Annotated in this window: 35 protein-coding genes and 1 riboswitch; of the genes, 13 read left to right on the top strand and 22 right to left on the bottom strand. The window is 39.5% G+C overall.

Going from position 1 to position 26,841, the window contains the following annotated elements; translation table 11 throughout:
- Positions 1-94 precede the first annotated feature (94 nt).
- Complete coding sequence (fabF, locus tag JI666_RS00485) at positions 95-1,333, bottom strand: beta-ketoacyl-ACP synthase II (RefSeq protein ID WP_206887722.1); 1,239 nt, start codon at positions 1,331-1,333, stop codon at positions 95-97.
- Between the two features lie 38 nt (positions 1,334-1,371).
- Positions 1,372-2,310, bottom strand: a complete 939-nt coding sequence (locus JI666_RS00480; protein WP_206889229.1) for a beta-ketoacyl-ACP synthase III — start codon at positions 2,308-2,310, stop codon at positions 1,372-1,374.
- 179 nt (positions 2,311-2,489) lie between these two features.
- Between JI666_RS00480 and JI666_RS00475 the strand changes: the two genes are divergently transcribed.
- Complete coding sequence (locus tag JI666_RS00475) at positions 2,490-2,834, top strand: YppG family protein (protein WP_206887719.1); 345 nt, start codon at positions 2,490-2,492, stop codon at positions 2,832-2,834.
- Positions 2,835-3,146: 312 nt separating this feature from the next.
- On the opposite strand, the gene JI666_RS00470 is transcribed toward JI666_RS00475, so the two are convergent.
- From JI666_RS00470 to JI666_RS00460, 3 genes are read right to left on the bottom strand one after another with little or no spacing between them, the layout of a single operon-like run.
- Positions 3,147-3,323 (bottom strand): ComZ family protein, encoded by a 177-nt coding sequence (locus JI666_RS00470; protein WP_136945761.1) that lies wholly within the window; start codon positions 3,321-3,323, stop codon positions 3,147-3,149.
- A 44-nt stretch (positions 3,324-3,367) separates the two neighbouring features.
- Positions 3,368-3,946 carry a DinB family protein gene (locus JI666_RS00465; RefSeq protein WP_206887715.1) on the bottom strand — a complete coding sequence of 193 codons (579 nt, stop codon included), beginning with the start codon at positions 3,944-3,946 and terminating at the stop codon, positions 3,368-3,370.
- Positions 3,947-3,951: 5 nt separating this feature from the next.
- A complete protein-coding gene (locus tag JI666_RS00460; protein WP_206887712.1) occupies positions 3,952-4,854 on the bottom strand; it encodes an NAD-dependent epimerase/dehydratase family protein in 903 nt (300 codons plus the stop codon).
- An 81-nt stretch (positions 4,855-4,935) separates the two neighbouring features.
- Between JI666_RS00460 and JI666_RS00455 the strand changes: the two genes are divergently transcribed.
- On the top strand, positions 4,936-6,123 hold the full coding sequence (locus JI666_RS00455) for an NAD(P)/FAD-dependent oxidoreductase (protein WP_206887709.1): 1,188 nt from the start codon (positions 4,936-4,938) through the stop codon (positions 6,121-6,123).
- 1 nt (position 6,124) lies between these two features.
- Here JI666_RS00455 and JI666_RS00450 read toward each other — a convergent pair whose 3' ends face one another.
- Positions 6,125-6,850 (bottom strand): hypothetical protein, encoded by a 726-nt coding sequence (locus JI666_RS00450; protein WP_206887707.1) that lies wholly within the window; start codon positions 6,848-6,850, stop codon positions 6,125-6,127.
- Between the two features lie 301 nt (positions 6,851-7,151).
- Between JI666_RS00450 and JI666_RS00445 the strand changes: the two genes are divergently transcribed.
- Positions 7,152-7,331: a YjzD family protein gene (locus tag JI666_RS00445; RefSeq protein ID WP_206887704.1), complete on the top strand. Its 180-nt coding sequence runs from the start codon at positions 7,152-7,154 to the stop codon at positions 7,329-7,331.
- A 48-nt stretch (positions 7,332-7,379) separates the two neighbouring features.
- Here JI666_RS00445 and JI666_RS00440 read toward each other — a convergent pair whose 3' ends face one another.
- Positions 7,380-7,568 carry a YjzC family protein gene (locus JI666_RS00440; RefSeq protein ID WP_206887699.1) on the bottom strand — a complete coding sequence of 63 codons (189 nt, stop codon included), beginning with the start codon at positions 7,566-7,568 and terminating at the stop codon, positions 7,380-7,382.
- A gap of 171 nt (positions 7,569-7,739) precedes the next feature.
- On the opposite strand from JI666_RS00440, the gene JI666_RS00435 reads away from it, so the two are divergent.
- Positions 7,740-8,534, top strand: a complete 795-nt coding sequence (locus JI666_RS00435) for an undecaprenyl-diphosphate phosphatase (RefSeq protein ID WP_206887695.1) — start codon at positions 7,740-7,742, stop codon at positions 8,532-8,534.
- A 47-nt stretch (positions 8,535-8,581) separates the two neighbouring features.
- Here the strand turns inward: JI666_RS00435 and JI666_RS00430 are convergent, their stop codons facing one another.
- The 4 genes from JI666_RS00430 to JI666_RS00415 are packed head-to-tail and all read right to left on the bottom strand — an operon-like array spanning position 8,582 to position 11,031.
- Positions 8,582-8,815, bottom strand: a complete 234-nt coding sequence (locus tag JI666_RS00430; protein WP_206887692.1) for a MoaD/ThiS family protein — start codon at positions 8,813-8,815, stop codon at positions 8,582-8,584.
- Positions 8,812-9,273 carry a molybdenum cofactor biosynthesis protein MoaE gene (locus tag JI666_RS00425; RefSeq protein ID WP_206887690.1) on the bottom strand — a complete coding sequence of 154 codons (462 nt, stop codon included), beginning with the start codon at positions 9,271-9,273 and terminating at the stop codon, positions 8,812-8,814. The genes JI666_RS00430 and JI666_RS00425 overlap by 4 nt, the downstream gene beginning before the upstream one ends.
- A gap of 1 nt (position 9,274) precedes the next feature.
- Positions 9,275-9,775, bottom strand: a complete 501-nt coding sequence (gene mobB, locus JI666_RS00420; protein WP_206887687.1) for a molybdopterin-guanine dinucleotide biosynthesis protein B — start codon at positions 9,773-9,775, stop codon at positions 9,275-9,277.
- On the bottom strand, positions 9,772-11,031 hold the full coding sequence (locus tag JI666_RS00415; RefSeq protein WP_206887686.1) for a molybdopterin molybdotransferase MoeA: 1,260 nt from the start codon (positions 11,029-11,031) through the stop codon (positions 9,772-9,774). Before JI666_RS00415 ends, mobB begins: the two co-directional genes overlap by 4 nt.
- 132 nt (positions 11,032-11,163) lie before the next feature.
- Here JI666_RS00415 and JI666_RS00410 point away from each other — a divergent pair, with 132 nt between their 5' ends.
- On the top strand, positions 11,164-12,837 hold the full coding sequence (locus JI666_RS00410; RefSeq protein ID WP_286170522.1) for a LysM peptidoglycan-binding domain-containing protein: 1,674 nt from the start codon (positions 11,164-11,166) through the stop codon (positions 12,835-12,837).
- Between the two features lie 98 nt (positions 12,838-12,935).
- Here the strand turns inward: JI666_RS00410 and JI666_RS00405 are convergent, their stop codons facing one another.
- From JI666_RS00405 to JI666_RS00395, 3 genes are all read right to left on the bottom strand, one after another.
- The gene (locus JI666_RS00405) at positions 12,936-13,256 is read right to left on the bottom strand and encodes a metal-sulfur cluster assembly factor (protein ID WP_048310083.1); all 321 of its coding nucleotides are present in this window, start codon (positions 13,254-13,256) and stop codon (positions 12,936-12,938) included.
- 82 nt (positions 13,257-13,338) lie between these two features.
- Entirely contained in the window at positions 13,339-14,106 is a 768-nt protein-coding gene (locus JI666_RS00400) for a prolyl oligopeptidase family serine peptidase (RefSeq protein ID WP_206887682.1), read from the bottom strand.
- Between the two features lie 308 nt (positions 14,107-14,414).
- Complete coding sequence (locus tag JI666_RS00395; RefSeq protein WP_206887679.1) at positions 14,415-14,735, bottom strand: YbyB family protein; 321 nt, start codon at positions 14,733-14,735, stop codon at positions 14,415-14,417.
- Positions 14,736-14,932: 197 nt separating this feature from the next.
- Between JI666_RS00395 and JI666_RS00390 the strand changes: the two genes are divergently transcribed.
- From JI666_RS00390 to JI666_RS00380, 3 genes are all read left to right on the top strand, one after another.
- Entirely contained in the window at positions 14,933-15,772 is an 840-nt protein-coding gene (locus JI666_RS00390) for a Cof-type HAD-IIB family hydrolase (protein WP_206887677.1), read from the top strand.
- A 92-nt stretch (positions 15,773-15,864) separates the two neighbouring features.
- Entirely contained in the window at positions 15,865-16,008 is a 144-nt protein-coding gene (locus JI666_RS00385) for a hypothetical protein (protein WP_206887675.1), read from the top strand.
- A 2-nt stretch (positions 16,009-16,010) separates the two neighbouring features.
- Entirely contained in the window at positions 16,011-16,229 is a 219-nt protein-coding gene (locus tag JI666_RS00380) for a DUF3813 domain-containing protein (RefSeq protein ID WP_206887671.1), read from the top strand.
- A 43-nt stretch (positions 16,230-16,272) separates the two neighbouring features.
- Here the strand turns inward: JI666_RS00380 and JI666_RS00375 are convergent, their stop codons facing one another.
- Together JI666_RS00375 and JI666_RS00370 are read right to left on the bottom strand one after the other, a co-directional pair.
- The gene (locus JI666_RS00375; RefSeq protein WP_206887667.1) at positions 16,273-16,854 is read right to left on the bottom strand and encodes an SGNH/GDSL hydrolase family protein; all 582 of its coding nucleotides are present in this window, start codon (positions 16,852-16,854) and stop codon (positions 16,273-16,275) included.
- 42 nt (positions 16,855-16,896) lie between these two features.
- Complete coding sequence (locus tag JI666_RS00370) at positions 16,897-17,556, bottom strand: Dph6-related ATP pyrophosphatase (protein ID WP_206887664.1); 660 nt, start codon at positions 17,554-17,556, stop codon at positions 16,897-16,899.
- A gap of 147 nt (positions 17,557-17,703) precedes the next feature.
- On the opposite strand from JI666_RS00370, the gene JI666_RS00365 reads away from it, so the two are divergent.
- Positions 17,704-18,162 (top strand): GNAT family N-acetyltransferase, encoded by a 459-nt coding sequence (locus JI666_RS00365; RefSeq protein WP_206887661.1) that lies wholly within the window; start codon positions 17,704-17,706, stop codon positions 18,160-18,162.
- A 65-nt stretch (positions 18,163-18,227) separates the two neighbouring features.
- A complete protein-coding gene (locus JI666_RS00360) occupies positions 18,228-18,494 on the top strand; it encodes a NifU N-terminal domain-containing protein (RefSeq protein WP_206887658.1) in 267 nt (88 codons plus the stop codon).
- 75 nt (positions 18,495-18,569) lie between these two features.
- Here the strand turns inward: JI666_RS00360 and JI666_RS00355 are convergent, their stop codons facing one another.
- Entirely contained in the window at positions 18,570-19,406 is an 837-nt protein-coding gene (locus JI666_RS00355) for a YitT family protein (protein WP_414635118.1), read from the bottom strand.
- A 280-nt stretch (positions 19,407-19,686) separates the two neighbouring features.
- Between JI666_RS00355 and fakB the strand changes: the two genes are divergently transcribed.
- Both fakB and JI666_RS00345 read left to right on the top strand, forming a co-directional pair.
- Positions 19,687-20,541 carry a fatty acid kinase binding subunit FakB gene (gene fakB, locus JI666_RS00350; RefSeq protein WP_206887653.1) on the top strand — a complete coding sequence of 285 codons (855 nt, stop codon included), beginning with the start codon at positions 19,687-19,689 and terminating at the stop codon, positions 20,539-20,541.
- Between the two features lie 74 nt (positions 20,542-20,615).
- Complete coding sequence (locus JI666_RS00345; RefSeq protein ID WP_206887650.1) at positions 20,616-20,747, top strand: DUF3941 domain-containing protein; 132 nt, start codon at positions 20,616-20,618, stop codon at positions 20,745-20,747.
- A gap of 48 nt (positions 20,748-20,795) precedes the next feature.
- Here JI666_RS00345 and JI666_RS00340 read toward each other — a convergent pair whose 3' ends face one another.
- From JI666_RS00340 to JI666_RS00320, 5 genes are all read right to left on the bottom strand, one after another.
- Entirely contained in the window at positions 20,796-21,593 is a 798-nt protein-coding gene (locus JI666_RS00340) for an energy-coupling factor transporter transmembrane component T family protein (protein ID WP_206887647.1), read from the bottom strand.
- Positions 21,577-23,022 carry an ABC transporter ATP-binding protein gene (locus JI666_RS00335; RefSeq protein ID WP_206887645.1) on the bottom strand — a complete coding sequence of 482 codons (1,446 nt, stop codon included), beginning with the start codon at positions 23,020-23,022 and terminating at the stop codon, positions 21,577-21,579. The genes JI666_RS00340 and JI666_RS00335 overlap by 17 nt, the downstream gene beginning before the upstream one ends.
- Before the next feature lie 11 nt (positions 23,023-23,033).
- Positions 23,034-23,609: an ECF transporter S component gene (locus JI666_RS00330; RefSeq protein ID WP_286170521.1), complete on the bottom strand. Its 576-nt coding sequence runs from the start codon at positions 23,607-23,609 to the stop codon at positions 23,034-23,036.
- Entirely contained in the window at positions 23,606-24,298 is a 693-nt protein-coding gene (tenA, locus tag JI666_RS00325; protein ID WP_206887639.1) for a thiaminase II, read from the bottom strand. Before tenA ends, JI666_RS00330 begins: the two co-directional genes overlap by 4 nt.
- A gap of 158 nt (positions 24,299-24,456) precedes the next feature.
- Positions 24,457-24,559, bottom strand: a riboswitch (TPP riboswitch).
- Between the two features lie 38 nt (positions 24,560-24,597).
- On the bottom strand, positions 24,598-25,761 hold the full coding sequence (locus JI666_RS00320; RefSeq protein WP_206887636.1) for a histidine kinase N-terminal domain-containing protein: 1,164 nt from the start codon (positions 25,759-25,761) through the stop codon (positions 24,598-24,600).
- Positions 25,762-25,906: 145 nt separating this feature from the next.
- Between JI666_RS00320 and JI666_RS00315 the strand changes: the two genes are divergently transcribed.
- Positions 25,907-26,776, top strand: a complete 870-nt coding sequence (locus tag JI666_RS00315; RefSeq protein ID WP_206887634.1) for an SDR family oxidoreductase — start codon at positions 25,907-25,909, stop codon at positions 26,774-26,776.
- Positions 26,777-26,841 lie beyond the last annotated feature (65 nt).

Here is a 26,841-nt window from a genome sequence, read left to right as displayed (position 1 = left end):
ATGAAAAGCGAAGACAAGCGGTTAAAAAATGATAATATTCGATCTTCCCATAGCAAAACAAAAAAACACCCCCTGTCTCCAGGGGGATGTCTCCTTACTTCACAAATTTCTTGAATACAAGTGTAGCGTTGTGACCACCGAAGCCTAGTGAATTATTCATCACTGCATTAACTTCTGCTTTACGCGCTTTGTTTGGTACATAGTCAAGATCACAGTCTGGATCTGCTGTTTCATAATTAATCGTTGGAGGCAAAATGCCTTCTTCAAGCACTTTTGCACAGAAAACACCTTCAACAGCTCCAGCAGCACCAAGTAAATGACCAGTCATTGATTTTGTCGAGCTAACTGCTAGCTTATAAGCATGCTCACCAAATACCGATTTAATTGCAGCGGTTTCGAATTTATCGTTATAATCCGTGCTTGTTCCATGTGCGTTAATATACCCAATATCAGATGGAGTAAGACCAGCATCATCAATTGCTTGCTTCATTGCACGAGCGCCGCCTTCACCTTCTGGAGCAGGCGCAGTTACGTGATAAGCATCTCCAGTAGAACCGTACCCTACAATTTCGCCATAGATTTTGGCTCCGCGCTTTTCAGCAGATTCAAGGCTTTCGATTACTAGAATTCCTGCACCTTCACCAATGACAAAACCATCGCGGTTTGCATCAAATGGACGGCTTGCTGAAGCAGGGTCTGGATTTGTAGACAGAGCTTTCATTGAACCGAAACCAGCAACGCTCATACTTGTAATAGGCGCTTCTGATCCACCTGTAATCATAACGTCAGCATCACCGCGCTGAATGACTTTAAAAGAATCTCCGATGGAATTTGTACCGGATGCACACGCAGTCACAGTACAAGAGTTAATTCCTTTTGCACCAAGCATAATTGATACTTGTCCTGAAGCCATATCGGGAATCATCATTGGAACAAAGAATGGACTAACTCTTCTTGCTCCTTTATCAATAAACGTACGGAATTGTGATTCGTATGTTTCCATTCCGCCGATTCCAGAACCAATCCAAACGCCTACTCTTTCTGCATTTTCTTCTGTAATTTTAAGGCCAGCATCTTCAACAGCCATTTGAGAAGCTGCTACTGCAAATTGCGTAAAGCGATCCATTTTACGAACTTCTTTACGATCCATGTATTGCTCAGGATTAAATTCGAGCGCTTCACCTGAAACCTTTGCAGCAAATTGCTCTTTATCTAGTCTTGTTAATGGGTTAATCCCTGAAACACCATTTACAATATTTGTCCACGTTTCTGATACGGAATTTCCGAGCGGGGAAACTGTCCCCAGCCCTGTAATAACGACTCTTCTTTTCATTACAACCAGCTCTCCTTTTTGAAACTAGATCCTATTCCTTATCGTCCAATTTTAAGGGCAACTGCTCCCCATGTTAAACCGCCACCAAAACCAACAAGAACAACCACATCATCTTCTTTAACACGACCTTCTTCCATTGCTTCTGAAAGGGCAATTGGAATAGTAGATGAAGATGTATTTCCATATTTCTTAACCGTTGTTGCCATCTTCTCAATTGGTAATTCAAGACGTTGTCTAGAAGCTTCCATGATTCGAATATTCGCTTGGTGAGGGATAAGGAAATCTACGTCTTCTTTCGTCAAGCCTGCTTTATCAATGACATTAACAGCAGACTGCCCCATCTGTCTTACAGCAAATTTAAATACCTCTCTACCATTCATTTCCATAAAACCTTGTGGTTCCTGGTAAAGATGTTTGGAACCAGATCCGTCTGAACCAAGCTCAAAGGATAGAATTCCTCTTCCTTCTGTTACGGGACCAACGACAGCTGCTCCTGCTCCATCTCCGAACAACACTGCTGTATTTCGATCTTCCCAGTTAGTGATTTTAGAAAGTTTCTCTACACCAACGACAAGAATATTTTTATAAGTATCATTATTAATAAACTGACTTGCTGTAATCATGCCATACATAAACCCTGCACAGGCAGCACTAACATCCATCGCTGCTGCTTTTGTAGCACCAAGCTTTTCTTGAAGCAAGCAACCAACAGATGGAAATGGATAGTCCGGTGTTACTGTCGCAACGAGAATAAGGTCAAGATCTTCTGCTTTTATATTAGCATTTTCCAAAGCTTTCTTTGAAGCTAAATAAGCCATATCAGATGTATTCATATCATCATCTGCAATTCGACGTTCTTCAATACCTGTTCTAGTACGGATCCATTCATCCGATGTATCAACCATTTTCTCTAAATCCTGGTTCGTTAATACGCGTTCTGGAACATAATGGCCAACACCTAGTAAACCTGCGTTCATCATGAATTTCCCCTTTATAGAATATTTTCTAACTTAAAACCAATCTTTAGTATCTGGTACTAATTTTAATCCAAGTTTTATTGTTTGTCTACCTTTCAAACTCAAGGTTACCCACACCATACGATCTTTTCATTCATAAACTAGATGTAAATAACCAATCAATAAAGGAGGATCTATGGATGTATCCGTACAATCAACTGCCACCCTACTACTATCAACAGCCCATTTATCCACCAAACTACCACAACTATAACCCGTACCATCAATACACATATCAACAGCACCCGCAGCAACCATCATACTTCCAACAACCATACCAACAGCATCCCTATCACCAGCAACCTTACAATCCATATCAAGGGTACCCTGGTGGTCCACCATTTTTAAACCAATTCAAAAAACAAAACGGTAATTATGATATGCCTAAAATGATGAACTCAGCAAATCAGATGATGAACACAGTGAAACAAGTAGGTCCAATGGTGAAACAGATGGGCTCTTTGCTTAATTTATTTATTAAATAATTAGGTGCTCTTCTCGAAGATTGTTGTATTTGAAAGAATTTTCACTTTAAGAATCAAACTTAGCTGACTGGAGCGGAAATCCCTCTCACTCTTATACAAAAAATATTGACGGAAATAGACAATAATTAAGAAGACGTGAAACCACGTCTTCTTAATTTACTCAGAAGGAAATAACATGCTACCGGCACTAATAAACAATAAAATTCCGGATATTACAATTAAGCTTAAACTCCCAATTAGTATCCCGATTAAAAGGCCACCAAGGGGGATAAACAAAATCCAGAATAGTTTAGGGGCCATATGTTTCTCTCCTTATTCCTGTGCGTCCTGCTTTCCAAGCTCGTAAGCATCTTCCATTGCTTTAAGAAACAGCTGTAAAAGTGGCTGCATCTTCTCAAGATCAAGTTCAATCTCCTGCTCACCAAGAGATTGTTTTGCTTCAGGTAAATACTTCATTGCGATTTGCATAAACTTCATGTTCTGTTCCATCTCACTCACTCCTATTACACATTCGCCTTTTTGGCTCTCTTCTATTATAACGACAAATAGGGTGTATTGAAATGCTCCCAGTCTTCCCGTTGACCAGAAACCATTTTTAATACCATCGCTGCCTGTCCTCTATGATATGCCTCGTGATCAATTAGGTGGCTAATAACCCATTCCGGGGAATAGGAATGCCGCTCTCCATTCACGATTACTTCGGGTCCTGGTTTACGGTATTCAACATCAGATAGTCGATTGAAGTAATCTCTAATTAAGTCTCTCGCTTCTGCAAGTCTTGCTAGAAACCAGGAAAGTTCTTTGTCATCTGGAGCAGAAATGATTTGCTTTTCCTGAAAATAGAAGTTCCTTTTTTCTTCTTCCGTGACACTTTCTCCCATTAAGGCGTTTTTGACCCACCATAGCTCGATTTGGGCAATATGAAGCAAATATGCTCCTACCGTTGGGAAACTGGAATATCCATAGTGAAGCTCCTGAAACTCAACACCGCTTACCATCGAAAGGAGCTTTTCCCTCGTTTCTTTAAGAGCCTGAAGTCCATGCGAGGAGTCATGTACATCATAGTTGCCAAGCGTCTTTTCCATCATAAACAATCTTCCCTTCCGTTTCATTCAGATCATCCCAGATAAATGGCAGGATCAATTAACATCATTTTCTCCACGTGGTCTCGTTGCCGCTCAAGACCTTTATGAATGGGAGTAAGATTTGTAAATCTAAGCTTGCTGGCACAATCCTTGTTTGAGATTGCACATCGTAGATTTTTCTTTCGATCCAGCTGCTCACCTATACACCATTCGACCCCGTTTTGCCATTCTCCTTCTCTACCACTTGATAGATTAATCGTTTCAGATCCTTCTTTTCTCATAGCTGTTTGATACATCGCTTGACACACGTCTTCAACATACAAAGAATCAAAATGATATTTCTCCCCTTCAGCTTCAAAAGCTTTCATAAGCGTCCCATTTATGAAAAAGTCTTGAAACACGCAATCAACCGGCTGCCAGGGGCCATAGACAAGGGGGACACGTATCGTTTTAACAGTTGTATTTCGATTGGTCGTTGCAAGTATTGCTTCTTCTTGAGCTTTAACCCTACCATCACTTGTAACAGGGTTAATTGGCGTTCTTTCCGTTATATTTCCGTACCGTTTTCCAAAAACTTCGATACTAGATAAGTAAACAAGAACTTTCCCTTCACACACTTCCAACACTTTCTTTGTATTCGAAATGCCTTCCTGAATCATCTGGGAGGCACGCTTTTGTCCGTATGGTGAGGCTAAATGAAAAACTGTGTCACACCCTTCGACTTCAGTTTCTAATGAAGCATCCTGCAAAAGACTGTCAACTTGCTTATAGTTGCTATTCCTTAAAAAGGACATCTCTTTCAGCTTATACTCGGATGTTCTAGCTGGATCAACACGCCCATCGATCGCAACCACTTTAATACCTTGATTTAGAAGCAACTCTGTTAAGTGAAACCCAATAAATCCAAGCGCACCAGTTATCATTACCTTCTTCATTTATACCCCCACCTCGAATACTTTCTCTTCTGCCAGATCATTCTAATAGATGACTATTACTTAACGGAAGGAAACATTCATATGGAACTTCATCAGGGAAACCTTTATTGGCCATCGACTGTGACAGATCCTCCATCATTTCCGGCTCTAACATCTTCCATTAATTGTGACGTTCTGATTATTGGTGGCGGTATGTCTGGAACAATTATGGCAAGGGTACTTGCAGACTATGGTATTAATACGGTGTTAATTGAGAAAAATCAAATCGGAACAGGCAGTACGTCAGCGAATACTGGTCTTCTTCAATTCTCTAACGATGCAATGCTTGTCGATTTAATCGCTCGGTTTGGGAAAGAAAAAGCAGTTTACTTCTATAAACTATGCTTAAAAGCAATTGATGAACTTGATAAGTACAACGCGTATTTATCAGGTCCTACCGACTTCAGACGAGCTGAAAGCCTTTATTACGCTAGTAACGATCACGAACATAAAAAATTAAAGAATGAATTTGATGCACTAATACAATATGGCTTCCATGCTGACTATCTGGACAACCATGCAATTAGAAGCCTATATGCCTTCGAAGCCCCAGGAGGCATTTACACAAAAGCAGAAGCTGAAGTAAATCCATACAAATTCTCGCTTGAACTTGCTAAAGATTCCGATCGTTTAGGTGTCCAAATTTATGAAAATACCGAAATTCTTTCTCACCAATTTACGAAGGATGGTTTATTTTTCGAAACGGAAAAAGGTGACATTCAAGCAAAAAAGGTAATTTATGCAACAGGGTATGGCACCCAAGAATTTGCAAAAACAAAGGGCGCTCTACTTGAGCGCACCTTTACAATCGCAACAGAACCAATCGATCAATTTATTGGATGGCATAACCGTTCACTTATATGGGAAACGGCACGCCCGTATCATTATTTAAGAGCAACACCAGATAATCGTATCTTAATAGGTGGGTTAGACGATAAATTAACGAAAGAGCATGACCTAGAAACCAAAGGGCAACAGCTGTTACATAAACTGAAGACACTCTTTCCCCATTTAACGCCATCCATTGCGTTCGAATGGAGTGCGGTATTTGGTTCCACCAAAGATGGTCTCCCATTTATTGGCGAGCACCCTAAATATAAAAATGTTTATTTTATGCTTGGATATGGTGGTAACGGCACGGTATACAGTATGCTAGGAGCTGAAATACTGAAGGATCTCATTCTTTATGGATTTCATCCTGCAATGGACATTACGCGGCTTGGTCGATAGTCTAAAGGTCGCCCTCATGAAGTTGGAAGAATCGAATCATTTTCTTGCCTAATGATTGATAGCTGTCACTTAATAAAGCCAGCTCAATCGGACAATTAATTTCCTCTTGAAGACGTTCATAACGTCTAATTTGTTCTAAAGAATATGGGCTTTTGATTGAATGGTGCCATACTTTAATAGGTGAATTGGCTACATGTATTTTCTTTTTATCCAGTTCATCTATGACACTTTCACTCTCGATCTCATAAGCTTTGGCAATCTCTCGAACTAATCTTTTATAGAAGAGGCGATTTTGCTGCTCTTGAAGAACAAGGTTTTTCACATCAAAGCATGGATTGAGCCATGCAGCAGACCTTACCTGATTCGTTCTGTTTTTGAGAAATTCATTCGCAGCAAGAACCCCCATTCCTTCTGCAAGAATGTGAATTCTAGGGTTCAAAATCTCTTGTTTATGCACAAGGTTATAAATTCGCTCGGTTAGTTTAGCTGCTTTTGGCGATCCCCAATGCCTTCCATATAAGTTACTTGTATAAATCGTGTAGCCTGCTTCAAGAAGTTCAACAATCATCCCTGACCTTGTGTGATTTTGTAGCCAGAAACTTGTTTCAGAATCTACAAAGTGGGTTAATCCACCGATGATGAAAACGCCAAACCCGTTAGGCCTTTCAGGGACAAGAACGATCGTCCACTCCCCGTCTAATTGATAGGCTCGTTTACGAATACACATACTCTCCCCTCGCCCTTTTATCTCGTTCTGTATAACCTATGCAAGTTGCATATGGAAGAAAGGGTGAAGTGCCTATTTCTAGGGAATTTCACGGCACGATCCTTTACAAAATGTCGAACAGTCCCCTCCTATGACAATATGCTATTTAGCTCATTAATATGAAGATATACTTGTGTCCCATAAATGACTTAGTGGAGTGAGACTTCTATTTTGTCGTTTGAATATTGAATTCATAGATGCCGTTTTCTACATTTTTATGGTATGATACCGTTAGAATACGTTTACAAATGAGGTGAATTTAGTGCGTTATCTTTGGGCTATTATTTGGGGCTTTCTACTAAGCAATATGATTTTCTATGTACTTGCATCCATGCAAGGCGGTCATTACCACTTTGCTTCCGCATCTCTTTTCGGAATTATCCTAGCTGTAGCTGCAATGGTTGTTGGAGAAGGTCTTATCTCTGATCCAGCTGAACAATAGAAACAAGCGCCTTCAATTGAGGGCGCTTGTTTTTTATTCGCTTACTCCCTAGTGATTAGGCTTTGGCTTACGTGACCATTTACGGTTCTGGTTCGAACACTCTGGAAATGCCTCTCCTGCACGAAGTTCGATTTGTTGAGGATCCTTTACCATTGAATTTGTTTCTCCGATTTCTATATATACACCATTATTAGGTGCTTTCTGCCCTGGTGTGAATTGACGATTTTCTCCGCCCATTCTTCTGCCTCCTTCCTCTCTTCTACTTCGCCCCCTTTATCAGCATTCATCATCGAATAGTGTTTTATGTAAACAGCACTGGAAATTTGTCTTTACAAAATTGGAAGCGTTGGTGTTTAATGGTTACATGTGTCAATTTACTTTGTATCAATTATTGGAGGAACAATCATTATGGAACTGCTTGAATTACTAAAGTTCGCTTTTCTCGGGCTACTTCAAGGATTTACAGAACCGATCCCGATTTCATCAAGTGGCCACCTTGTCATTGCACAGAAGTTGTTTAACTTGGATATTGAAGGGTTAAGTTTTGAAATTCTAATGAACTTCGCTTCTCTACTCGCTGTCTTACTTATCTACCGTAACGATCTCATTCGCCTCACAGCAAACGGTGTTAATTATATCGTTTCTAGAGATGAGAGCTCTAAAAGTGATTTTATGTTCATCGTCTATCTCGTTATTGCGACGATTCCTGCTGCAGTGCTAGGTCTCACATTTGAAGACTTTATTGGTGATAACTTAAAAGGACTTAAAGTTGTAGGTGCGACCCTAATTATTACTGGTATCGCTTTATGGTTAATCCGTAACCTTAGAGGTTCAAAAGGTGATTCGGAACTTAATCTTAAAGATGCTATTATTGTAGGACTAGCTCAGGCTGTTGCATTAATTCCAGGAATTAGTCGTTCTGGCGCAACAATCGTTGCAGCAATGGGAATTGGTATGAAGCAAGAGACTGCACTTCGCTTTTCATTCCTACTCTTTATTCCAGTTAGTGTTGGGACAATGGTTTTTGGTATCAGTGACCTCCAGTTTGGTGACCTACTCATCCCATATATCGTGGCCTTCCTTTTATCGTTGATGGCTTCTTATTTTTCTTTAAAATGGTTTATGAATATTATGGCACGCGGTAATTTAATTTATTTTGCGATCTACTGCTTTATCGTAGGTGCACTTATTCTCATTTTTTAAATTCACATAGCAATTAAAAAAACACCCGTTATGGGTGTTTTTTAATCTTATCCTCCACTAACTGGTGGAATGAATGCAACGATATCATTGTCTTCTACAATTCGCTCATCCTCAGCATACTCTTCATTAATAGCCGTCATCGTATTTTGGAGAGAAAGCTTAGGGTATTCTTGCATCAACTTTGCTTTAAGATCTGATATTTTGATATGAGACTCATTTCGTTCAAGCTTGTCTTCACCAATTAATTCTTGTTGTCCCGCAAAAAATAGTACAGTAATCATATGCTATCCTCCTCAGGTTTACCATCGGGGTAAGGGGTTTTCTCAAGCTGATCGCCAATCCACTCTTCACCGTTCACCCAGTATTCTTTTTTCCATATCGGTACAATTTGTTTAATACGTTCAATGGCATAGCGACTTGCTGCATAACTTTCTGCACGATGTGGCGATGCTACGGCAATAACCACCGCGATATCACTAATGGCTAGCTTGCCTGTTCTATGAACAATGGAGGTTTGCACACCTGGCCACTGCTCACTTATTTCATCACCAATTCGCTTCAGCTGTTTCTCTGCCATGGAAGGATACGCTTCATATTGCAGGGACACCGTTTGCTTCCCTTTCGTAAACTCTCGTACTGTTCCTATAAAAGTATTAATAGCTCCCGCTTCCGGATGTATAACGCTGTTAATCACAGCATTCACATCAATCTCTTCTGCTGTAATTGTATAGATTCTCATCTCATTCTCCCTTCAACTCTTTCAATAAATCATCTATACATGTACCCATGTTATGAAATGGATATTTCGGTATCAATTCTGTATCAATGTGCTCTTTCGTTATGATTGCACGGATGTTTTTCATTGTAAGCAGTGTAAGATCCGCTCCGCTTCTGATCATTACGACTTTCGGAAGTGACACTTCTTTATATCCTTCTACAAGGATAAGATCAAGTTGAAATGAATCATATAGATCCAATAGGCGTTCTAACTGCCATTCTTCCTCTTGCTTTGCTTGAATGGAGATAACCCCACCTCCACTAACGCCAGTTACTACTGCACCTGCGTTTCGGTGGCGCCCTGTGTCTTTCTTCTCATCGTAAAGATCTGGTTGTCCGTGCCCATGGTGCTTGATAACACCAATTCGAAATCCGTCTACCGCTGCTTCCTCAATAAACCGTTCTAGAAAAAGCGTCTTTCCACTATCCTGATACCCAATGACTTGAAGAATTGGTGTACTCACAAGTAATCAGACCGAGAATCGCGAAGATGTAAGAGATCAACTAGGTCACCTGCTTTGAAACCACGTGTTCCTCCCGGCAGAACAGCAAAGGCATTCGCTTCAGCAAGTGATGTTACACTTCCTGACTTATCAAGCCCAGTCGGCTTAACAAAGATTCGACCTTCCCGTTCTTCTGTACTACAACGCACAAATCGCGTAAACGGATTCGGCTTAGGAAAGTCCGTTAGAAGCGTTCCCATACTTTTTATCCGATACGGAACTTGAGAGAACAGCGCTCGTTTAAGAATCGGTCTTGCAAATAGTTCAAACCCTACAAAGCAAGCTGATGGATTCCCAGATAGTCCAAATAAAAGCTTACCATTCCATTCGGCCACTGTCGTTACACTGCCTGGTCTCATTCCGACTTTATTGAACAAGACAGTTGCTCCAAGTTTCTCATAAATCGCAGGCAGATAGTCATAGTCTCCAACTGACACACCACCAGTCGTAATAAGAAAATCAACTTTCTCTAGCGCTTTTTGCACGGAAGCAAAACAAGTTTCAAAATCATCGTCAAGTTTCCCAAAGTATAAAGGGTTAGCTCCTGCAGCTTTAACTTGTCCTTCAATCATTGGAGAATTGCTGTTTCTTATTTTCCCTGGTTCGAGAGCTTCTTCTGGATCTAAGAGTTCTGTCCCGGTTGCAAATATTCCGACCTCTGGCTTTACCGCTACAGGAACCTGAGCATATCCGAACGTAGCTAACAGCGCCTTTACACCCGGTGTGATCATTGATCCTTTCTTAATTAAAATGGTCCCTTTTTTTGTATCTTCGCCCTGTAACGAAAGGTTATCTCCTCTCGTTACTTTGCGTTTAATCTTGATAAAGTTTTTTGATTCTTCTTTAAATTCTTGAACAAGTTCAAACATAATCACAGCATCTGTTCCTTCTGGTATCGGTGCTCCAGTCATGATTCGGATGGCTTGATTTGCTTGAGGAATTTTCGTTGCTACCGTTCCTGCTCCAATTTCCTCAATTACTTCTAAGGTAATTGGTGAATCTTGTCCAGCTTTATATGTATCCTCAGCCCGAATGGCAAAGCCATCATATGGCGAACGATCAAACGGCGGTACATCATGATCCGCTTTTACATCCACACTTAGATGACGACCGTCACATTCTGAAAGTGGGATTATTTCTGATGATCCTTCATATGAAAGCATCATAACCTTATCAATTGCTTCTTGAACTGGTATCGGTTTCCTTCTCTCCACCATGACCTCAACTCCATTGTTATGATTTTCCTATCTATTGTATCAAAGTTATTCCTAACATATAAAAAGTAATGATTAAATGGTGTTCTGAATAGATTGTTAGTGATGCATCTTATATAGGAAGGAGTGATGATTATGCCTCAAAGCCAATATTTTGTTAAACCTGGAGATACATTGCTTAACATAGCCGAATCGCACAATCGATCTGTCCAACAAATCAAACAATTTAACGAGCTTAATTCCAATATCATCTATGTAGGTCAGATGCTGCGTATCCCTACTTCGACATCTACTTATACCGTTCAACAGGGAGACACACTGCTAACGATATCAGAACGTTTTCAAATTCCTGTTGATGAAGTAAAAGAATTAAATCAATTACAATCAAACCTCATATATGTAGGACAGCACCTTGATATTCCTTCTACCCGAAATCGAATGATGCGAATCAACTATACGGTGAAACCGGGAGATAGCCTTTATCAGATAGCGAACAATTATAAAACGACAGCGAAAAGCATTATGACATTAAACAATCTCTCATCGGATGCATTAACGATTGGTCAAACACTCAAAATTCCTGTTTATACAGAAGTAGTTGTCAAATCCGATCGTGCTAATGTTAGAACTGGGCCCGGCAAAGGGTATAATGTCATTACTCAGGTGAAGGCTGGCGCTAAGTTTTTCGTTGAGGGTATTCGAGGGAACTGGTTTAAAGTTAAGTTATATGACGGTACAAACGGATGGATTTCAGACAGCGTTGTGACATTTAATGCATATGGTGATGATAAACCTGTCTCAAGAATCATAGGCTATTACACACTTGAAGAAGGTCCCTCACTTCCTTCTTCTTATAAATCTTTTGTATCAAATCGACCAGAATTATCTCAACTCGCATTGTTCTTATTTCGAATTAGTGAATCGAATCCAACCACGATTGAGAAATTTGGAAAGTTCACTGATCGTGAAATTGAAAAGCTCGTTCAACTGGCACATGATCAAAACATTAAGATTATGCCAGTTGTTCACAATCTTCTTTATAAGAAAGGCGATACCGAACCAAGCAAGAAAGTTGTTCAAACACTCGTTTCTAATGAAGAAAATCGACGAGCTTTTGCACGAAACTTAGTTCAACTTATTGAGAAGTACAATTTTGATGGCGTAGATATTGATATTGAAGATGTGTATATTGAGGATTCTGAAAAACTATCACTTCTTTACAAAACAATTGGCGAAGAATTGCATAAGAAAGGGTACTTTTTCTCTGCAAGTGTCCCTTCTAGAGCTTCTGACGAGCCTGTAAATCCTTTCTCAGATCCATTTGATTATGCTGAAATAGGCAAATCAGTCGATCAATTTATCGTTATGTTATACAACGAGTTTGGATGGCCAGGAAGCCCAGCTGGTCCAGCGGTTACGGCTGGGTGGATGGAGAAAGTAATGACTTATGCGAAAACAAGAATACCGCCAGAAAAATTAGTCTCCGCCATTTCCGTTTTTGGATTTGATTTCAATCTTGATAAAGATAAAAGCACTTACGTGACGTATGATATGGCAATGAAGTTAAAGAAGAAGTATAAAGCAGAAATTCAATTTAACAAAGAACGGAAAACACCTTTCTTCAATTATGAAGATGAAGAAGGAAATAAACACGAAGTATGGTTTGAAAACCAGGAAAGCATTGAAGCAAAAACCCGTTTAGCAGATGAACTCGGGGTGCAGGGTGTCGCGTTATGGCGCCTTGGCATGGAAGATCCTGCTATTTGGAGTATGCTGAATGAGAAAATAATTATAGAAAGAACGCAATAACGGGTTCCTCTTCTTTGCCCTTATATACCGACTACTATTGAAATGATATTACAAACAGAAAAAAGGAAGAGGTTTCCCCTCTTCCTTTTCAATAATCATCAAGTAATGCCAAGTGCAATCTTTGCATAACGAGACATGTTATCTTTTGACCATGGTGGATTCCAGACGATGTTAACATCAGCGTCTTTAACCTCTTCTACATCTGACAGACAACGTTTCACGTCATTCACGATAGTGCCTGCAAGAGGACAACCCATTGCGGTTAACGTCATGACAACCTGCGCTACACCTTCATCGTTAAGGTCAGCTTCGTATACTAGTCCAAGATTAACAATGTCAATACCTAACTCAGGGTCAATGACATTCTCAAGAGCTTCGAACAATTTATCTCTCATTTCTTGATCTGTTTGATCTGACATTTCATTCTCTCCTTTCTTGCATGTACATCCATCTACCATTATAACAAACTGAGTTTTAACTTAAACCGAAAAGGCTTCAATTTTATAAATGAGTTTTGAACCACTCGACAAGAGCAAGAACAGCTTCTCTTGAAACTTTATGGCCAGACGTCTCATCTTTAATGAATTTGAGGTTCTCTTCGCGCCCTTCATAGGAAGGTTTGATTTGGTTATAGAAATCATATGTAAGCGTATAGGGAACAACTTTATCGACTGTACTGTGCCACATCATGAGTGGGCGTCCATCGAGTTTCTCTTCTTGGAGTGATAAGTCATAGGACTGTAACCCTTCAATTTGCTTTTTCATTTCTTCTTCTGAAATCGGTAGGCTAAAGCCTTCTTCTTTTAGGTACCGAATTTGGGCATTTGCGAGCTTAAAATAGGACGGTGAGCCCATTAATGAGACCGCTGTTTTAATCCATGGATATTGCGTCAGGGCTCCAAACGTTAGAATACCGCCCATTGACGTTCCTGACATACCGATCCGATCTTCCTGGACAAGGTTTTGATCAACGAAATGCTGTCTCAATTGATCGAGCTCAGTTAAGCTTTGAATCACGATTTCCCAGAACACATATTGACGTTTTTGACCAGAAAGGTCATTCTCTCTTTCACCATGATGAACTGCATCAGGAAGTAGCACACGATAACCTTCCTCTGCAAGAAGATAGGCTATATGTAAGTTATGCTCTTTAGCACTTGTAAAACCATGCTGAAACATAACGAGTGGCAGTTTCTGGTCTGCAAGATTGGCATCAACTACATGAAGAACAGGTATATGTTGAATTGTTTGGTTCTCGATTGTAATCATTTATAAGCTCCTTTCTCTATAGACGAGTATACCTTTCTATCCTACCACTGTAGTGAACAACTTGAAAATATTGAGGCATGCATTTGAAATATAAGGCTCTTTTCGTAAACATTGTTGCTATAAGAGTGAGGGATATTTTCGCCCTAGCTAAGTTTGATTCTTAATACAAAAATTCTTTCAATAGCAACATTCTTTGAGAAAAACACCAGAAAAGGCTATGTTAATGAGTCAAAAATCGAGAAATCAACTATGTAAGCTAACATTGCCAAATAAAAAAACATGCAAGCTTCGCTTGCATGTCAGCTCTATTAATTCTTAACCTGCTCTTCATGACTTTTCTCAACGGATTTCATATTCTCTAGCTTATTATAATACTGCGTTGGAAATTGTGAACCTTCATATACCATCTTGCTATCGCCACTATCTTGAGATTGATCTGGTGTGGTTGGATTTCCAGCTTTCTCAATTGGTAATCCATCACCGAACTTTCTCGTTACTTGCTGACGTAAATCGTTTGCTTTTGTTTTAAGCTTCTCTCTCTTCTCCTGATCCTTAAGCAAGTAGGATGAAATGCCGATTGTACCAGCAGCTGCAATACTTGATAAAAGCAATGTTTGTTTTTTCGTCATAATCGACTGCCACCTCCAATGGAATGATAATTTAATTGTACCCTTGTTAGTAATTCCTCAAACGGCTGTTGTATCCTTTTAACATTCTTGTCATTTTCTTAATAGATACAAAATAGACACATTTTCTTGTGCCATGTACAATGATGTTGTAGGCTTTATAAAAAACACTTAAAATGACACTTTTCAAAGGAGCTTCTATGACAACTAAACCGCATCTAATCGCACTTGATCTTGATGGAACGTTGTTAAACGGTGAAAAGAATATTACAGAGCGAACAAAAGCTGTAATCTTTGAAGCAAAGAGACAGGGTCATCATGTTGCAATCGCAACTGGTCGTCCTTATCGGGCGAGCGTTCGCTATTATCACGAACTAGCACTTACTACACCCATTGTGAACTTCAATGGGGCATTCGTGCATCATCCTCTTGATCAATCCTTTGGTACGTATCACTCTCCAATGGAATTAGAAACAGCAAAATCCATCATTGCTTCATGTAATGAAATTAATGTAAAAAATATGATAGCTGAAGTTCTAGACGATGTGTACTTACATCAGCATGACGAACTCATTATGCAGAATATGATAATGGAAGACTCCTCCATTTTTACAGGGGAAATTCATACGAAATTAAAAGATCATCCTACATCCCTTTTAATTCACCCTCGTGAAGAGCAGTTGGCTACGCTACGATCAATGTTAAAAGAACAACATGCTGAAATGATTGAACATCGCGTTTGGGCTGCACCATTAAACATTATCGAAATTGTAAAGGCTGGATTAAACAAAGCGGTCGGTCTAAAACGATTAGCTGAGCATCTAAACGTCCCTCAAGAGCGCATCATTGCATTCGGTGATGAAGATAATGACTTTGAAATGATTGAGTACGCTGGCACAGGCGTTGCCATGGGCAATGCGATCGATCAATTAAAGAATATCGCCAATGAAATCACGATTACAAACGAAGAAGATGGGGTTGCTACGTTCCTCGAAAACAGGCTGAACCTTGCAATATCGGATGAAAGACGGCTCTCATAAGCTGTCTTTTTTCTATGTTACAAACTTTCTTCCCTCCCCGAATAATATCAGTACCATGAACTCATCCTATTCTTGAAAGGGAGGGAACTATCATGGCAAAGAATAGCAAAACAAAGCGTATGGTTAAAGAAGGCGCAGATCGAGCTGTTCGTAACATGGACCAGCACGATCTTACGAGCATGAGTAGTCAGCAGCGTAAACAACAACAACAAGAAAATTTGTCTGGTGGTGAATAGGAATGGCTAACCGTCATTTTCAACTCGCTAGAGAAGCTGTGGAAAAAGCAGAACAAATGGCTGCTAGTGGACAACAGGGTCTACAAAATCAAATTGAAATAGCTACGAACAATCTCTCGGCAGCATTTCATCAATCGACAAGTGCTGAGAAAGAGCAACTCACTTCTTACCAACAAACCGTTGAAGAATTGAGCCATGAAACGTCAAATAAACCCTTTTAATTTTCACAATAAAGGAACCCGGGAGCTACCCTGGGTTCCTTTATTAAAACAGCTTAATATTTGGTTTAAATCTCCTTTTATGTCCCAGGGACTGGACAACTTCTTTCGTGATGAGCTTATAGCCTTTCCAGCTCAGCTGAACACCATCTTTCTCATAAAGCGTACTATTTCTTCGATGTTCTTGAATGAGTTGCCATAAATCAATATGACGTGTTCCAAATCTCTCCGAAAGATTCTTGATTCGTTCCGCATAGCCTTCGATCTTTCGATTAGTTAGTTTTGTATTGTCCTCATTCATTACTGGTGATGGAGAAATAAGAATGACTCGTTCTGGAGGAAGGTTATTCACCATATAACCAATATTCCTTTCAAATTCACTCAGATCCGAACCATAATCAAGACAAGCTTCCTGCGTCCCAAAGAAAATGGTTACATAATCAGGTTGGTAGCTAAGAACATCTGATTGAAACCTCGAAACTCCGTCTCTTGAAGTTGGTGATGATCCAGCATTAATGACAATCCATTCATCAAGTGCACCACGAATCCGGGATGTTAATCGTTCATTCCCCTTATCATCTACTTCGCGTGCAGTTAAACAATCCCCAAAACAAACTAATACCGGCATTCATTATCCTCCCCCTTCATTCCGTTCATCCTTAAAGATAGATCAACTATCTGTTAGTAATGCCGTTATGTATGGCCCCTGTTCAACTTGATCCTTAACTACATAATCCACTGCGTTCTGAAAGATTGGTCCATTAAAAACGAACGTATGAAACTCTCCATTCTCTCCGCATGGATCAACATCATGAGGAAGATTGTTAAGGAACTCCTCATTGAATTCTTTCCCAATCCATTTAGAATCAATTTTAGTTTGATCCACAGTTGTGATAACCGCTTTAAAACCGGTTGATATAAACCGCTTTGCTGTATGTAAGGTTGACTTCTTCCATAAAGGGAATACACCCTCTAGCCCACTAGCATTTAACTGTTGTACTCTATATTGCCGGATATCTTCTAAGTACAAGTCAGCAAAAGCTATAGCATCAACTTTGTTTCGTATGAAAGAATCATATACGGCGTTGATAATAGCTTCGTATTGCTTATTCGTACAGTTATCTGGTAAATTTGTAATCGAAAGTGACAGTCCTATTGTAGCTGCCTGTTTTTTAAGCAAAGCTTTACTTACGCCGTGAAAGGAAATGTAGTCACGATCTTCATTAACAGTTGTCCATAGTCCTTGGACTTGATTATTCGAACACTTGAGACAATCGTACAGTGCAAGTGCACTATCTTTCCCTGTGCTCCATGAAAAGAGAAGATTCATTCTATCAGCTCCTTACTACTCTTATAGACGAATGAAAATAGCTGAATGTTTCAAATATCTAGAAATTATTTTAATTTATTATTCGAGACTTACAAAAAGGTATTGTCATCGATAAAGTCGAAACAGTATGACGGAGGTGGAACGGTAATGAATGTTTACCAGCTATCAAGCCAAACAAGCGAAGAAATGATTGCGAATGTATCTAAATTATTAATGAAGCAGATTACCCGTTCTGAACACGATGGTAGCTATGAAAAACTTGTCAGGGGTATTACGCTTGCTCTTGATGAACAATCAGCTTCTCGCGTCGTCGTTGCAGAATTTGATGATGAAGTACTTGGAGTGGCGTTCTTTAACATAGGCGTTAGTCTTACAAGTGGTGGACCATACATATGGCTGAATGAATTGTATGTTGATCCAGATGCTCGTAATAGAGGAATAGGTCGGAAGCTATTACTTCACGTCATTTATTGGGCTGAAAACGAAGGAATTAAAGGAATTGAACTAGAGACTGGCATTAATAACGCTGTAACGAAGCATTTATACAATTCACTAGGCTTCCATGATATTGTCTCAAAACGATACGGTTTCACCTTCTCATCTTAATGTCGTTTTCTGTTTAAGATGTTTCTGATACACTAAGAGAGGTAGAGAAAGGAGGCGTTTAACACATGGCAATTACACTACGTGTAGATCGTACACCGAACCCTAATGCAATCAAAATCACTGCTGATCAGCAGTTGTTTGAAGGATCTTCTAGTCATTCTTTTAAGAAGAATGATAATCCTGAGCACCCAATGGCTGCAGCTCTTCTAAAATTAGATGGAGTTGATAACGTTTTTGGTTACCAGGACTTTATTACAGTTAACAAAATGCCTGAGGCAGATTGGGATAGCTTGCTTCCTGAAGTTAAGGAAACAATCTCAAACAACGCATAAAGGTAAACACATAAAAAAAGTTCCCAGTTGGGAACTTTTTTTATGTGTTTATGAGGTTGATTATGTGTCTTTGACCTATTCTGTTCTGAAGAAGCCGAAGATTCCTGTTGTGTTTACGATGTTTGTGAAGGCTGTTGGGTCGATGTCTTGGATGATGTGTTCAAGGTCATAGAGCTCATAGCGAGTGACAACGATCATGAGCATTTCTTTCTCTTCACCGCGGTAGGCTCCTTTGGCTGGAAGCTTTGTGATACCACGGACAAGACGATCATGAATGGCTTTTTGAAGCTCATCCCCTTTAGCTGTAACGATCATAGCTGTAAGCTTTTCGTGACGAGTATGGATAACGTCAATAACTCGAGACGAAACGTAAAGCGTTACAAGGGTATAAAGCGCTTTTTCCCAACCATAAAGCATTCCTGCGGTTAGAATGATTAAGGCATTTAAGCTAAAGAAGTACGTTCCAATTGGACGGTCTTTCATTCTAGACAAAATCATTGCGACAATGTCCATTCCTCCCGTAGAAGCACCCCATTTTAAAGTGAAGCCAATTCCGATCGCTGCAATTACACCACCGAAAACAGCATTTAGAAGTATGTCTTCCGACAAAGCTTGAACCGGAATGACCTCAAGGAAGAAAGTTGTAGCTGCAACACTAATAACACTATATAATGTAAAGGCCTTACCGACTTTCTTCCAGCCGAGTACAGCAACAGGAATATTGAGTAGAAATAGCAAAATACCTGTTGAAATATTAATTGGTGTGTAATCTCCTAACACGCTCGATAGTAGCTGTGCAATTCCAGTAAATCCACTCGCATATACATTTGCAGGGATTAAGAATAAATTAAGAGAAACAGCTCCAAGTATAGCACCTAAGAGAATAACAATAATTTTTTTAACTTCTTCCACTAGTAACACCCTCTTTTACGAAACGGAGCTTTAACTCGTTTACTTAATATAAGTTCAAAAACGTATCATATGTATCAGTAATTGATTCATATAATATAGTTGGTCGAACAGAAATCTTCTACTAAACCATGTTTATCTAAACAAACTAAATCTCCCACGTCAACTGTTTTATAGTTAAACCAATCGATAGCATTGATTTTACAACAAGTACGGGATAAACTTTAAGATAACATAAGCTTTCTACATAAGTACATAAACCACAATGAAAGGACGATTGTCCGTGAATGTGAAAATAATTACTGATAGCGCATCAGACCTTCCCGATGAGCTTATAACAAAGTATGATCTTGAGATTATGCCTCTCATGGTGATAATGGGAAATGAAGAGTTTTATGACCGTGAAGACATTCAAGCGAAAGAATTATATAAAGCTCTACGAGAAGGAGCTATGGCAAAAACTTCCCAAATTCCTCCTGCAAGGATTAAAGAAACATTCGTTAACTATGCTGAAAAAGGTCAGCCTTTTATTTATATTGCCCTATCCTCCGGGATATCTGGCACTTATCAATCAGCAGCTATCATTAAGAATGAAGTACAGGAAGAATTCCCTGACGCTCAAATGGAAGTCATTGATTCAAAAGCAGCTTCTCTTGGCTATGGTCTAATGGCTATTTCTGCAGCTGAACTTGCTTCAGATGGAAAAACATTTGACGAAATTAAACAACACCTAACTACTACTTACCTTACGCACATGGAACATATTTTCACAGTTGATGACTTAGAGTTCCTTCAACGCGGCGGAAGGGTTAGCAGAGCCTCTGCATTCGTCGGAGGAATGCTTAAAATTAAACCAGTTCTTCATGTTGAAGACGGTAAACTTGTGCCGATTGAAAAGATCCGTGGTAAAAACAAAGTAGTGAAACGGATGGTCGAGATTATGAAGGAGCGCGGCGTTAATCTCCAATCTCAGCTTATCGGCATTTCTCATGGTGACGACCTTGAAAGCGCTGAGAAACTGAAGAGTGCTATTCAAGAAGCTTTTGGAAGTGAACACTTTGTTATCAATGAAGTGGGAGCAACGATCGGTTCTCATTCAGGACCTGGTACACTTGCCTTATTCTTTCTAAATAAATAGCCCCTACATAGGATCTCGCATAATCGTAAACCCTAAGTGGGTGTTACGATTATATCGTCAAGGGAGGCCTATCGATGTCCACAACGAAAGATAACAACAAGAAGCCTGTTGATGGAAATGCTAAACGTATGTTGAAAAACAGGTTGAAAGAAGATAATCGCGAAGGCGGCAAGCATCAATATTCAAAAGATACAGATCACTTATAAGAGTATCTTTTCTTACCTAAGAAATAAACCGGCTCTTTAAGAGCCGGTTTATTTCTGTCTTACATCGGTTATAGCATAATAAGGGAAAGCCTCTCCGATCCAAAAAGCAATCCCAAAACTGATTGCAATGTAAAGCAGGAATATCAGATCGAATTTCGAGAAAGATGGTTTGTAGTAATAGGTGCGTTCTTTGTTGTTAAATCGCTTTGCTTCCATTGCTACAGCAATTCGATGCGCTCTTCTAATACTTTGAGATAAGAGCGGTACAGCGTACAAGGTAATTGTCTGAGTGATACGAGCAAGGCCCTTCTTCTTCTTCACCCCTCTTATAAGTAGCGCGGCCCTTAGCTGCTGAAATTCCTCTACCATAACCGGAAGGATTCGAACGGCAGCCATGAAACTATAAGCAAAACGAGGAGGTACTTTAAGTTGCTGGATAAGAGAATAGAAAAGATAAACAGGCCTTGTGGTTAGAGCAAATAGTAACCCAAGAAGAGCAAAATTTAGTGCACGAAAACCAATATGCAAGCCTCTATAAAAACTCTCCTCAGTGATATGAATTAGTCCCCATTTCCACCAAGTAGTCGATCCCTGTCCGAAGAACATCATGCTAGAAGCACTCGAAAAGAACATGAGAAGAAATGGCAGAATTAAAACCAGGAGTACCTTCTTTTGATGCCCTGTTGAAAACAACAAAAGTAAAACCGGCACTACCGTTACATTCGTAATTATATTTGGATTATGAATAAATAGGAGCAACAGAAACAATAAAAGCAAGAAAACCAACTTGAAAGCAGGATTCAAGCGATGAAGCCATGTTTCTTCATAGTTAAGAGTCCATTGCATGCGCATTTCCCTCTACAACTCGCTCCAAGTTACGATCTGAAACAAGTAACCCTTCTTCAATAACCCACTGCCTCGTTGCATAGTATTTCACAATCTTTTCATCATGTGTAACCATTATAATGATCATTCCTTTTGCCCTTAATTCCTCAAATAGTTGAAGCAACTTAAACGTATTTTGAGCATCTTGACCAAATGTTGGTTCATCTAGAAGCAACACTGGCTGACTGCCAAATAACGCAGTTCCTACGCTTAATCGCCGCTTTTGACCTGTTGAAAGCTGATAAGGATGAAGTGATTTAACATGCTCAAGTTTATAAGAAGTAAGCCATGCATTTACTTTCTCATCTACAATTGGATCATTTAACATCTTTAAAGAATAAGCTAACTCTTCATATACTGAATTCGTTATGAATTGAAATTCTGGATTTTGAAAAACGAAAGCCATATGATTACGAGAATCGTGGACCGTTTTTAATACATTATCTGAGACCTTTTTTTCGCCAGACGTTTTCATTACATTCATCAAGCTTAACAGCAATGAGCTTTTGCCTGCACCATTATCGCCAGTAATGGCTACCCATTCACCTTCACAAACGGTGATGCTGGGTACTTCAATCTTTGGTTTTTTTCCACGATATCCTTTTAAATTGGTTACTGACAGAACCTCTTTACCTTGCTTTATACACTGAAGAGAGGCAATTTCTTTCATATGTTCTTCCCACACTTCAGGATACCAAATACCATACTCCTTTATTTTATGTTTATAGAATGAAAACATGGTGCTTGGATCAGAATCGGCAATAATCTCCCCTTCAGAATTAAATAATACGATACGATTAACAAAGTCGATGACCTCATCAATCTTATGCTCTACAATAATCATCGTTTGCTTTGCTTCAATTTTTTTGATGGTAGACCATACTTGCGAAGTACCTAGAGGATCCAACAAAGCTGTTGGTTCGTCTAAGAAAATTACTTCTGGCTCAAGTGCAATCATTGAAGCAATTGCTACTTTCTGTTTCATCCCCTGTGACAATGTACTAATTTCAATATGTGAATTTTGAAAAGAAAGGCCCACTTTATTTAAATAATACTCAATCAGGTCTTTCATTTCGCGCCTTGGAACACCTCTATTTTCTAACACAAACGCAATTTCTTCATCAACATAAGGCATACAAAACTGTGCATCAGGATCCTGAAATACAACACCAGTTGATTCACAAGTAACCATTTCGTCTGCCTTCATTGGTACAGGAACAGCATGAGGAATCAGTCCAGCTAACACTTGTAGTAACGTCGATTTCCCACAGCCACTCGGCCCCAGTAAAAGTATTTTCTCCCCTTCCTCAATACGAAGAGAAACGTCTTTAAATTGCAATGACGGAGCGCCTGCAAATTTCAATCTCAGGTTTGACACTCCTACTTTCATATAATTCCTCCTTATTGATCCAGTGCTTTGTAGTCTTCATCACTTGCCGGTCTAATGAGACTTGTAACACCAGTTTTCTCAAGAGCTTCAACAAGAAGATATGCTAGAAGACCAGCTATCAGGAAGCCTCCAACCAACCGAGCTCCAATTAGAAGCAATAAATTCCATAATGCAAGATCCATCACATACCCATAAGCAGCATCCATGACAAGCGACCCTACTGCGGCGGCAATACCTCCTAGTGCTGCAACAAATGCGGTATAACGCTTATAGCCAAATAGTGCAAACATCAATTCAGTACCTAGACCCTGGACAATGCCATACAGCAAAACTGAAAGGCCATATTCTGAGCCAACAAGAAATTCTCCAGAAGCTGCAGCTGTCTCAGCTAGTAAAGCAACTCCCGGTTTACGAAGAAGTAGCATAGCTACTGTTCCAGCAATAAACCACATGCCGTAAATAACATCACCTACGTGAAGACCAAATGGCTTAAATAAGCTATATACAGGCCCCCATAGCTTATAAATGATTCCAAATACAAGGGCAATTACGATTGTAATTAGAATATCTGATAGTTTTAGCTTCATACTCTTTCCTCTTTCTGCAATGCAACCGGCCATTCTTCAACTTGATAAGCCATTTCCCAGAAACCGTATTCCAATTGACAGCTTTTAATAAAGTAATCCTTAATGCGCTTCAGTTCTTTCTCAGGTGCTGTTTTGGCCCACTCATCAAGAATGCTTCGAAGCTGATTTGTTACTGGTTCCATCGACCTCTTTCCATAGAACGTTATCCAATCGTAGAACGGGTGATCTTCACTAGGATCAACTTCTTTCATTAAGCGCTGACCAATTTCAAGATACGTCCAAGGACATGGCAATAGTGCTGCAATAATTTCACCAAGAGTACCAGAATGAGCTGCATCTAACATATGTCTTGTATAGTGATGAGCAGTAGGTGCAAGTGGATAACCTTGCAGCTCGTCATAAGATACTCCCGCTGCTTGACACAAATTATTGTGTGGATGAACCTCACTGTGGAGCACGAATGAAATCTGTTCATTGAATAGCGCCATATCGTCTCTTGCTTCACACTTCGAGATAGCTACTCCATAAATTCTTACAAATGTATTTAAATACTCAAAATCCTGCTTTACATAATGCACAAGCTGTTCCTTCTCTAACTTTCCATTTGCAATCCCTCTCACAAATGGATGATCATAAATAGCGTCGAAAATTGGTGCTGCTTCCTCACGTAATTTTTCTGTAAATAACATTAAAAAACTCCTCTCCGCTTTTCATCCGCCTGATGAAGTGGAAAAGGAGTAAGGTGCTGAATGACTACCATTTTTGAAACGTAAGATGAATCATCATCTCTGCTTTCTATATGTCAAGACACATATAAAAAGCCGCTCCAAAAATGGAGCGGCTACAAATGCACCCGTCTCCACTTTCCTCCGCTGGCGCTAACCAGATCAGGTTCAAAGGGTCCAGGCAATCCTGTCTCAGTCACGTTAATGACTCCCCTAGTGGATATATAAAAGCATTTTTAAAATTCGTAATTATACGTATTAAGCTACGCTTCTTTCACACCTTTGTCAACCATTATTGGAAGTTCGATCACAAAGGTTGTTTCTTTCCTGCTCGTCCGAACTGAGATCTGCCCATCATGCTTTTCAATGATTTGTTTACAAACGGATAGTCCAAGACCCGTTCCTAGCTTCTTTGTACTTATAAATGGTTGGAAGATACTTTCAACCAGGTGAGACGGAATTTGTCGTCCATTATTTGATATTTCAATAACGATTATGCCACGATCTTCTTTCGCTTTCATTTTAATCTTCCTGTTTTTTGATCTACTTTCACTCAGCTCTTCAATCGAGTTAATCATTATATTAAGAATAACCTGCTTGATTTGTTCCTCAACTCCGAATAGAGGAATATCTGGTTCAATTAACGTTTCTACTTCAATCTTTGATTCAAGAAGGCGTGGATACACAATTTCAATCGTGTACTTCAATAGTCCACTTAAATTAAGTGACAATGGCTTATCATCAATGGCTCGCATCTTTGAAAGAAAAAGGAACTGACTAACCTTTTCTTCAAGACTCTTCATTTCTCCATTAAGAATTTCAAAATAATGCTTTCTGACTTGATTACTCTCTTCATAATCATCTTCAAGAAGCTTTAGGAAACCTTTGATAGAGGTTAAAGGATTTCGAAATTCATGGGCGAAACTCGCACCTAACTGCCCAAGGATTGTCAGACGATCACTGTGCATTTCCTGTATAAATTTGTTCTTATCTTGAATAATGCTATCTTTTATATTTGTGTACTCTGTAATCGAATGATACAAGTACGCATTAAAATAATTATTAATGATTTCAAGCGCCCTCGAAAGCTCATTACGGTCAAACGAAGATTCATTTAGCACAGAAATGACTACTGAACGACCTGAGTTAATATTGGCTACAAACTCACCGATATTAACATTCGCTTTAATTCGTTCATCCGCAACTTTTTTTGTCAATTTTTGGATCCAGTTTTCGTCGGGATTGCGAATGTAGTGTGAAATGAGTTCCACCGTTCGCTTTCCATTTTTTATAACTTCCTTATAATAAGGATCGTCAGGAGACAGCCTTGCAATGGCTAACCATTTCTCTACGATAATAGGCTGACTTGATTCAAGGAATCCTGCAAGCTGTTCTTCAAATTGACATTCAACTCGATCACTACTCATGACATTCGCCTCACAAACTACATTAGGGTTTGCTCTATTTTATCATGTAACAAACTTGTCATCATTAACTTCATAAAATAAATGTTTGAAACAGGGCTGTATTGGTAAATCCTTTCATATATAGCCAATTGAAAGGAGCAAGCTTATGCGTCCAGATGATAGACAAACGGGTGGTCAACCAGCACAGCATCAGAATCACCAACCAGGTTCCGAGCAGGAAATGACCCCTCCTCCGCTCACGGAGAACAAGGACTATAAAGGATCAGGAAAGTTAACGAACAAAGTAGCCCTCATCACTGGAGGTGATAGTGGTATTGGTGAAGCAGTAGCAATTGCTTATGCCAAAGAAGGTGCGAAGTTAGCGGTCGTTTATCTTGATGAACATGACGATGCCACAAATACAAAGAAACAAATTGAAGATAAAGGTAGCGAATGTCTTCTCTTGTCAGGGGACATTGGTGACGAAGCGTTTAGTGCTAGCGTTATTAACCAGGTAATGGAACACTATGGGCAGCTTGATATTCTAATTAACAATGCTGCCGAGCAACACCCTAAGCAAAGTCTGGAGGATATTACTTCCGGACAGTTAGAGAAAACGTTTCGGACAAATGTCTTTTCTATGTTCCATTTAACCAAAGCCGCCCTTCCACACCTTAAAAAAGGAAGTGCGATTATTAACACTTCTTCTGTCACTGCTTATGAAGGAAACGAGCAGTTGATTGATTATTCAAGTACTAAAGGAGCGATTACAGCCTTCACTAGAAGTCTTGCGAAATCACTTGTTGGTAAAGGTATTCGAGTAAACAGTGTTGCTCCCGGACCAATCTGGACTCCGCTTATTCCATCAACTTTTTCTGAGAATAAAGTGAAGAACTTTGGAACCAATACGCCGATGGGACGTCCAGGACAACCCGAAGAACTGGCCGCCGCTTATGTACTTCTAGGTTCAGATGATTCTTCATACATGACAGGACAAACGATTCATATCAATGGTGGACAATTTTTATCAACCTAAAACCTCCTTTCTAGGAGGTTTTTTCTATGTTACATCTCTTTCTTAGGAAGAGACTTACAGTTATT

Origin of the sequence: Bacillus sp. NTK071, assembly GCF_017303315.1 — a bacterium.
Lineage (GTDB): Bacteria > Bacillota > Bacilli > Bacillales > Guptibacillaceae > Guptibacillus.
This window is presented reverse-complemented; position numbering and strand designations above follow the sequence as displayed.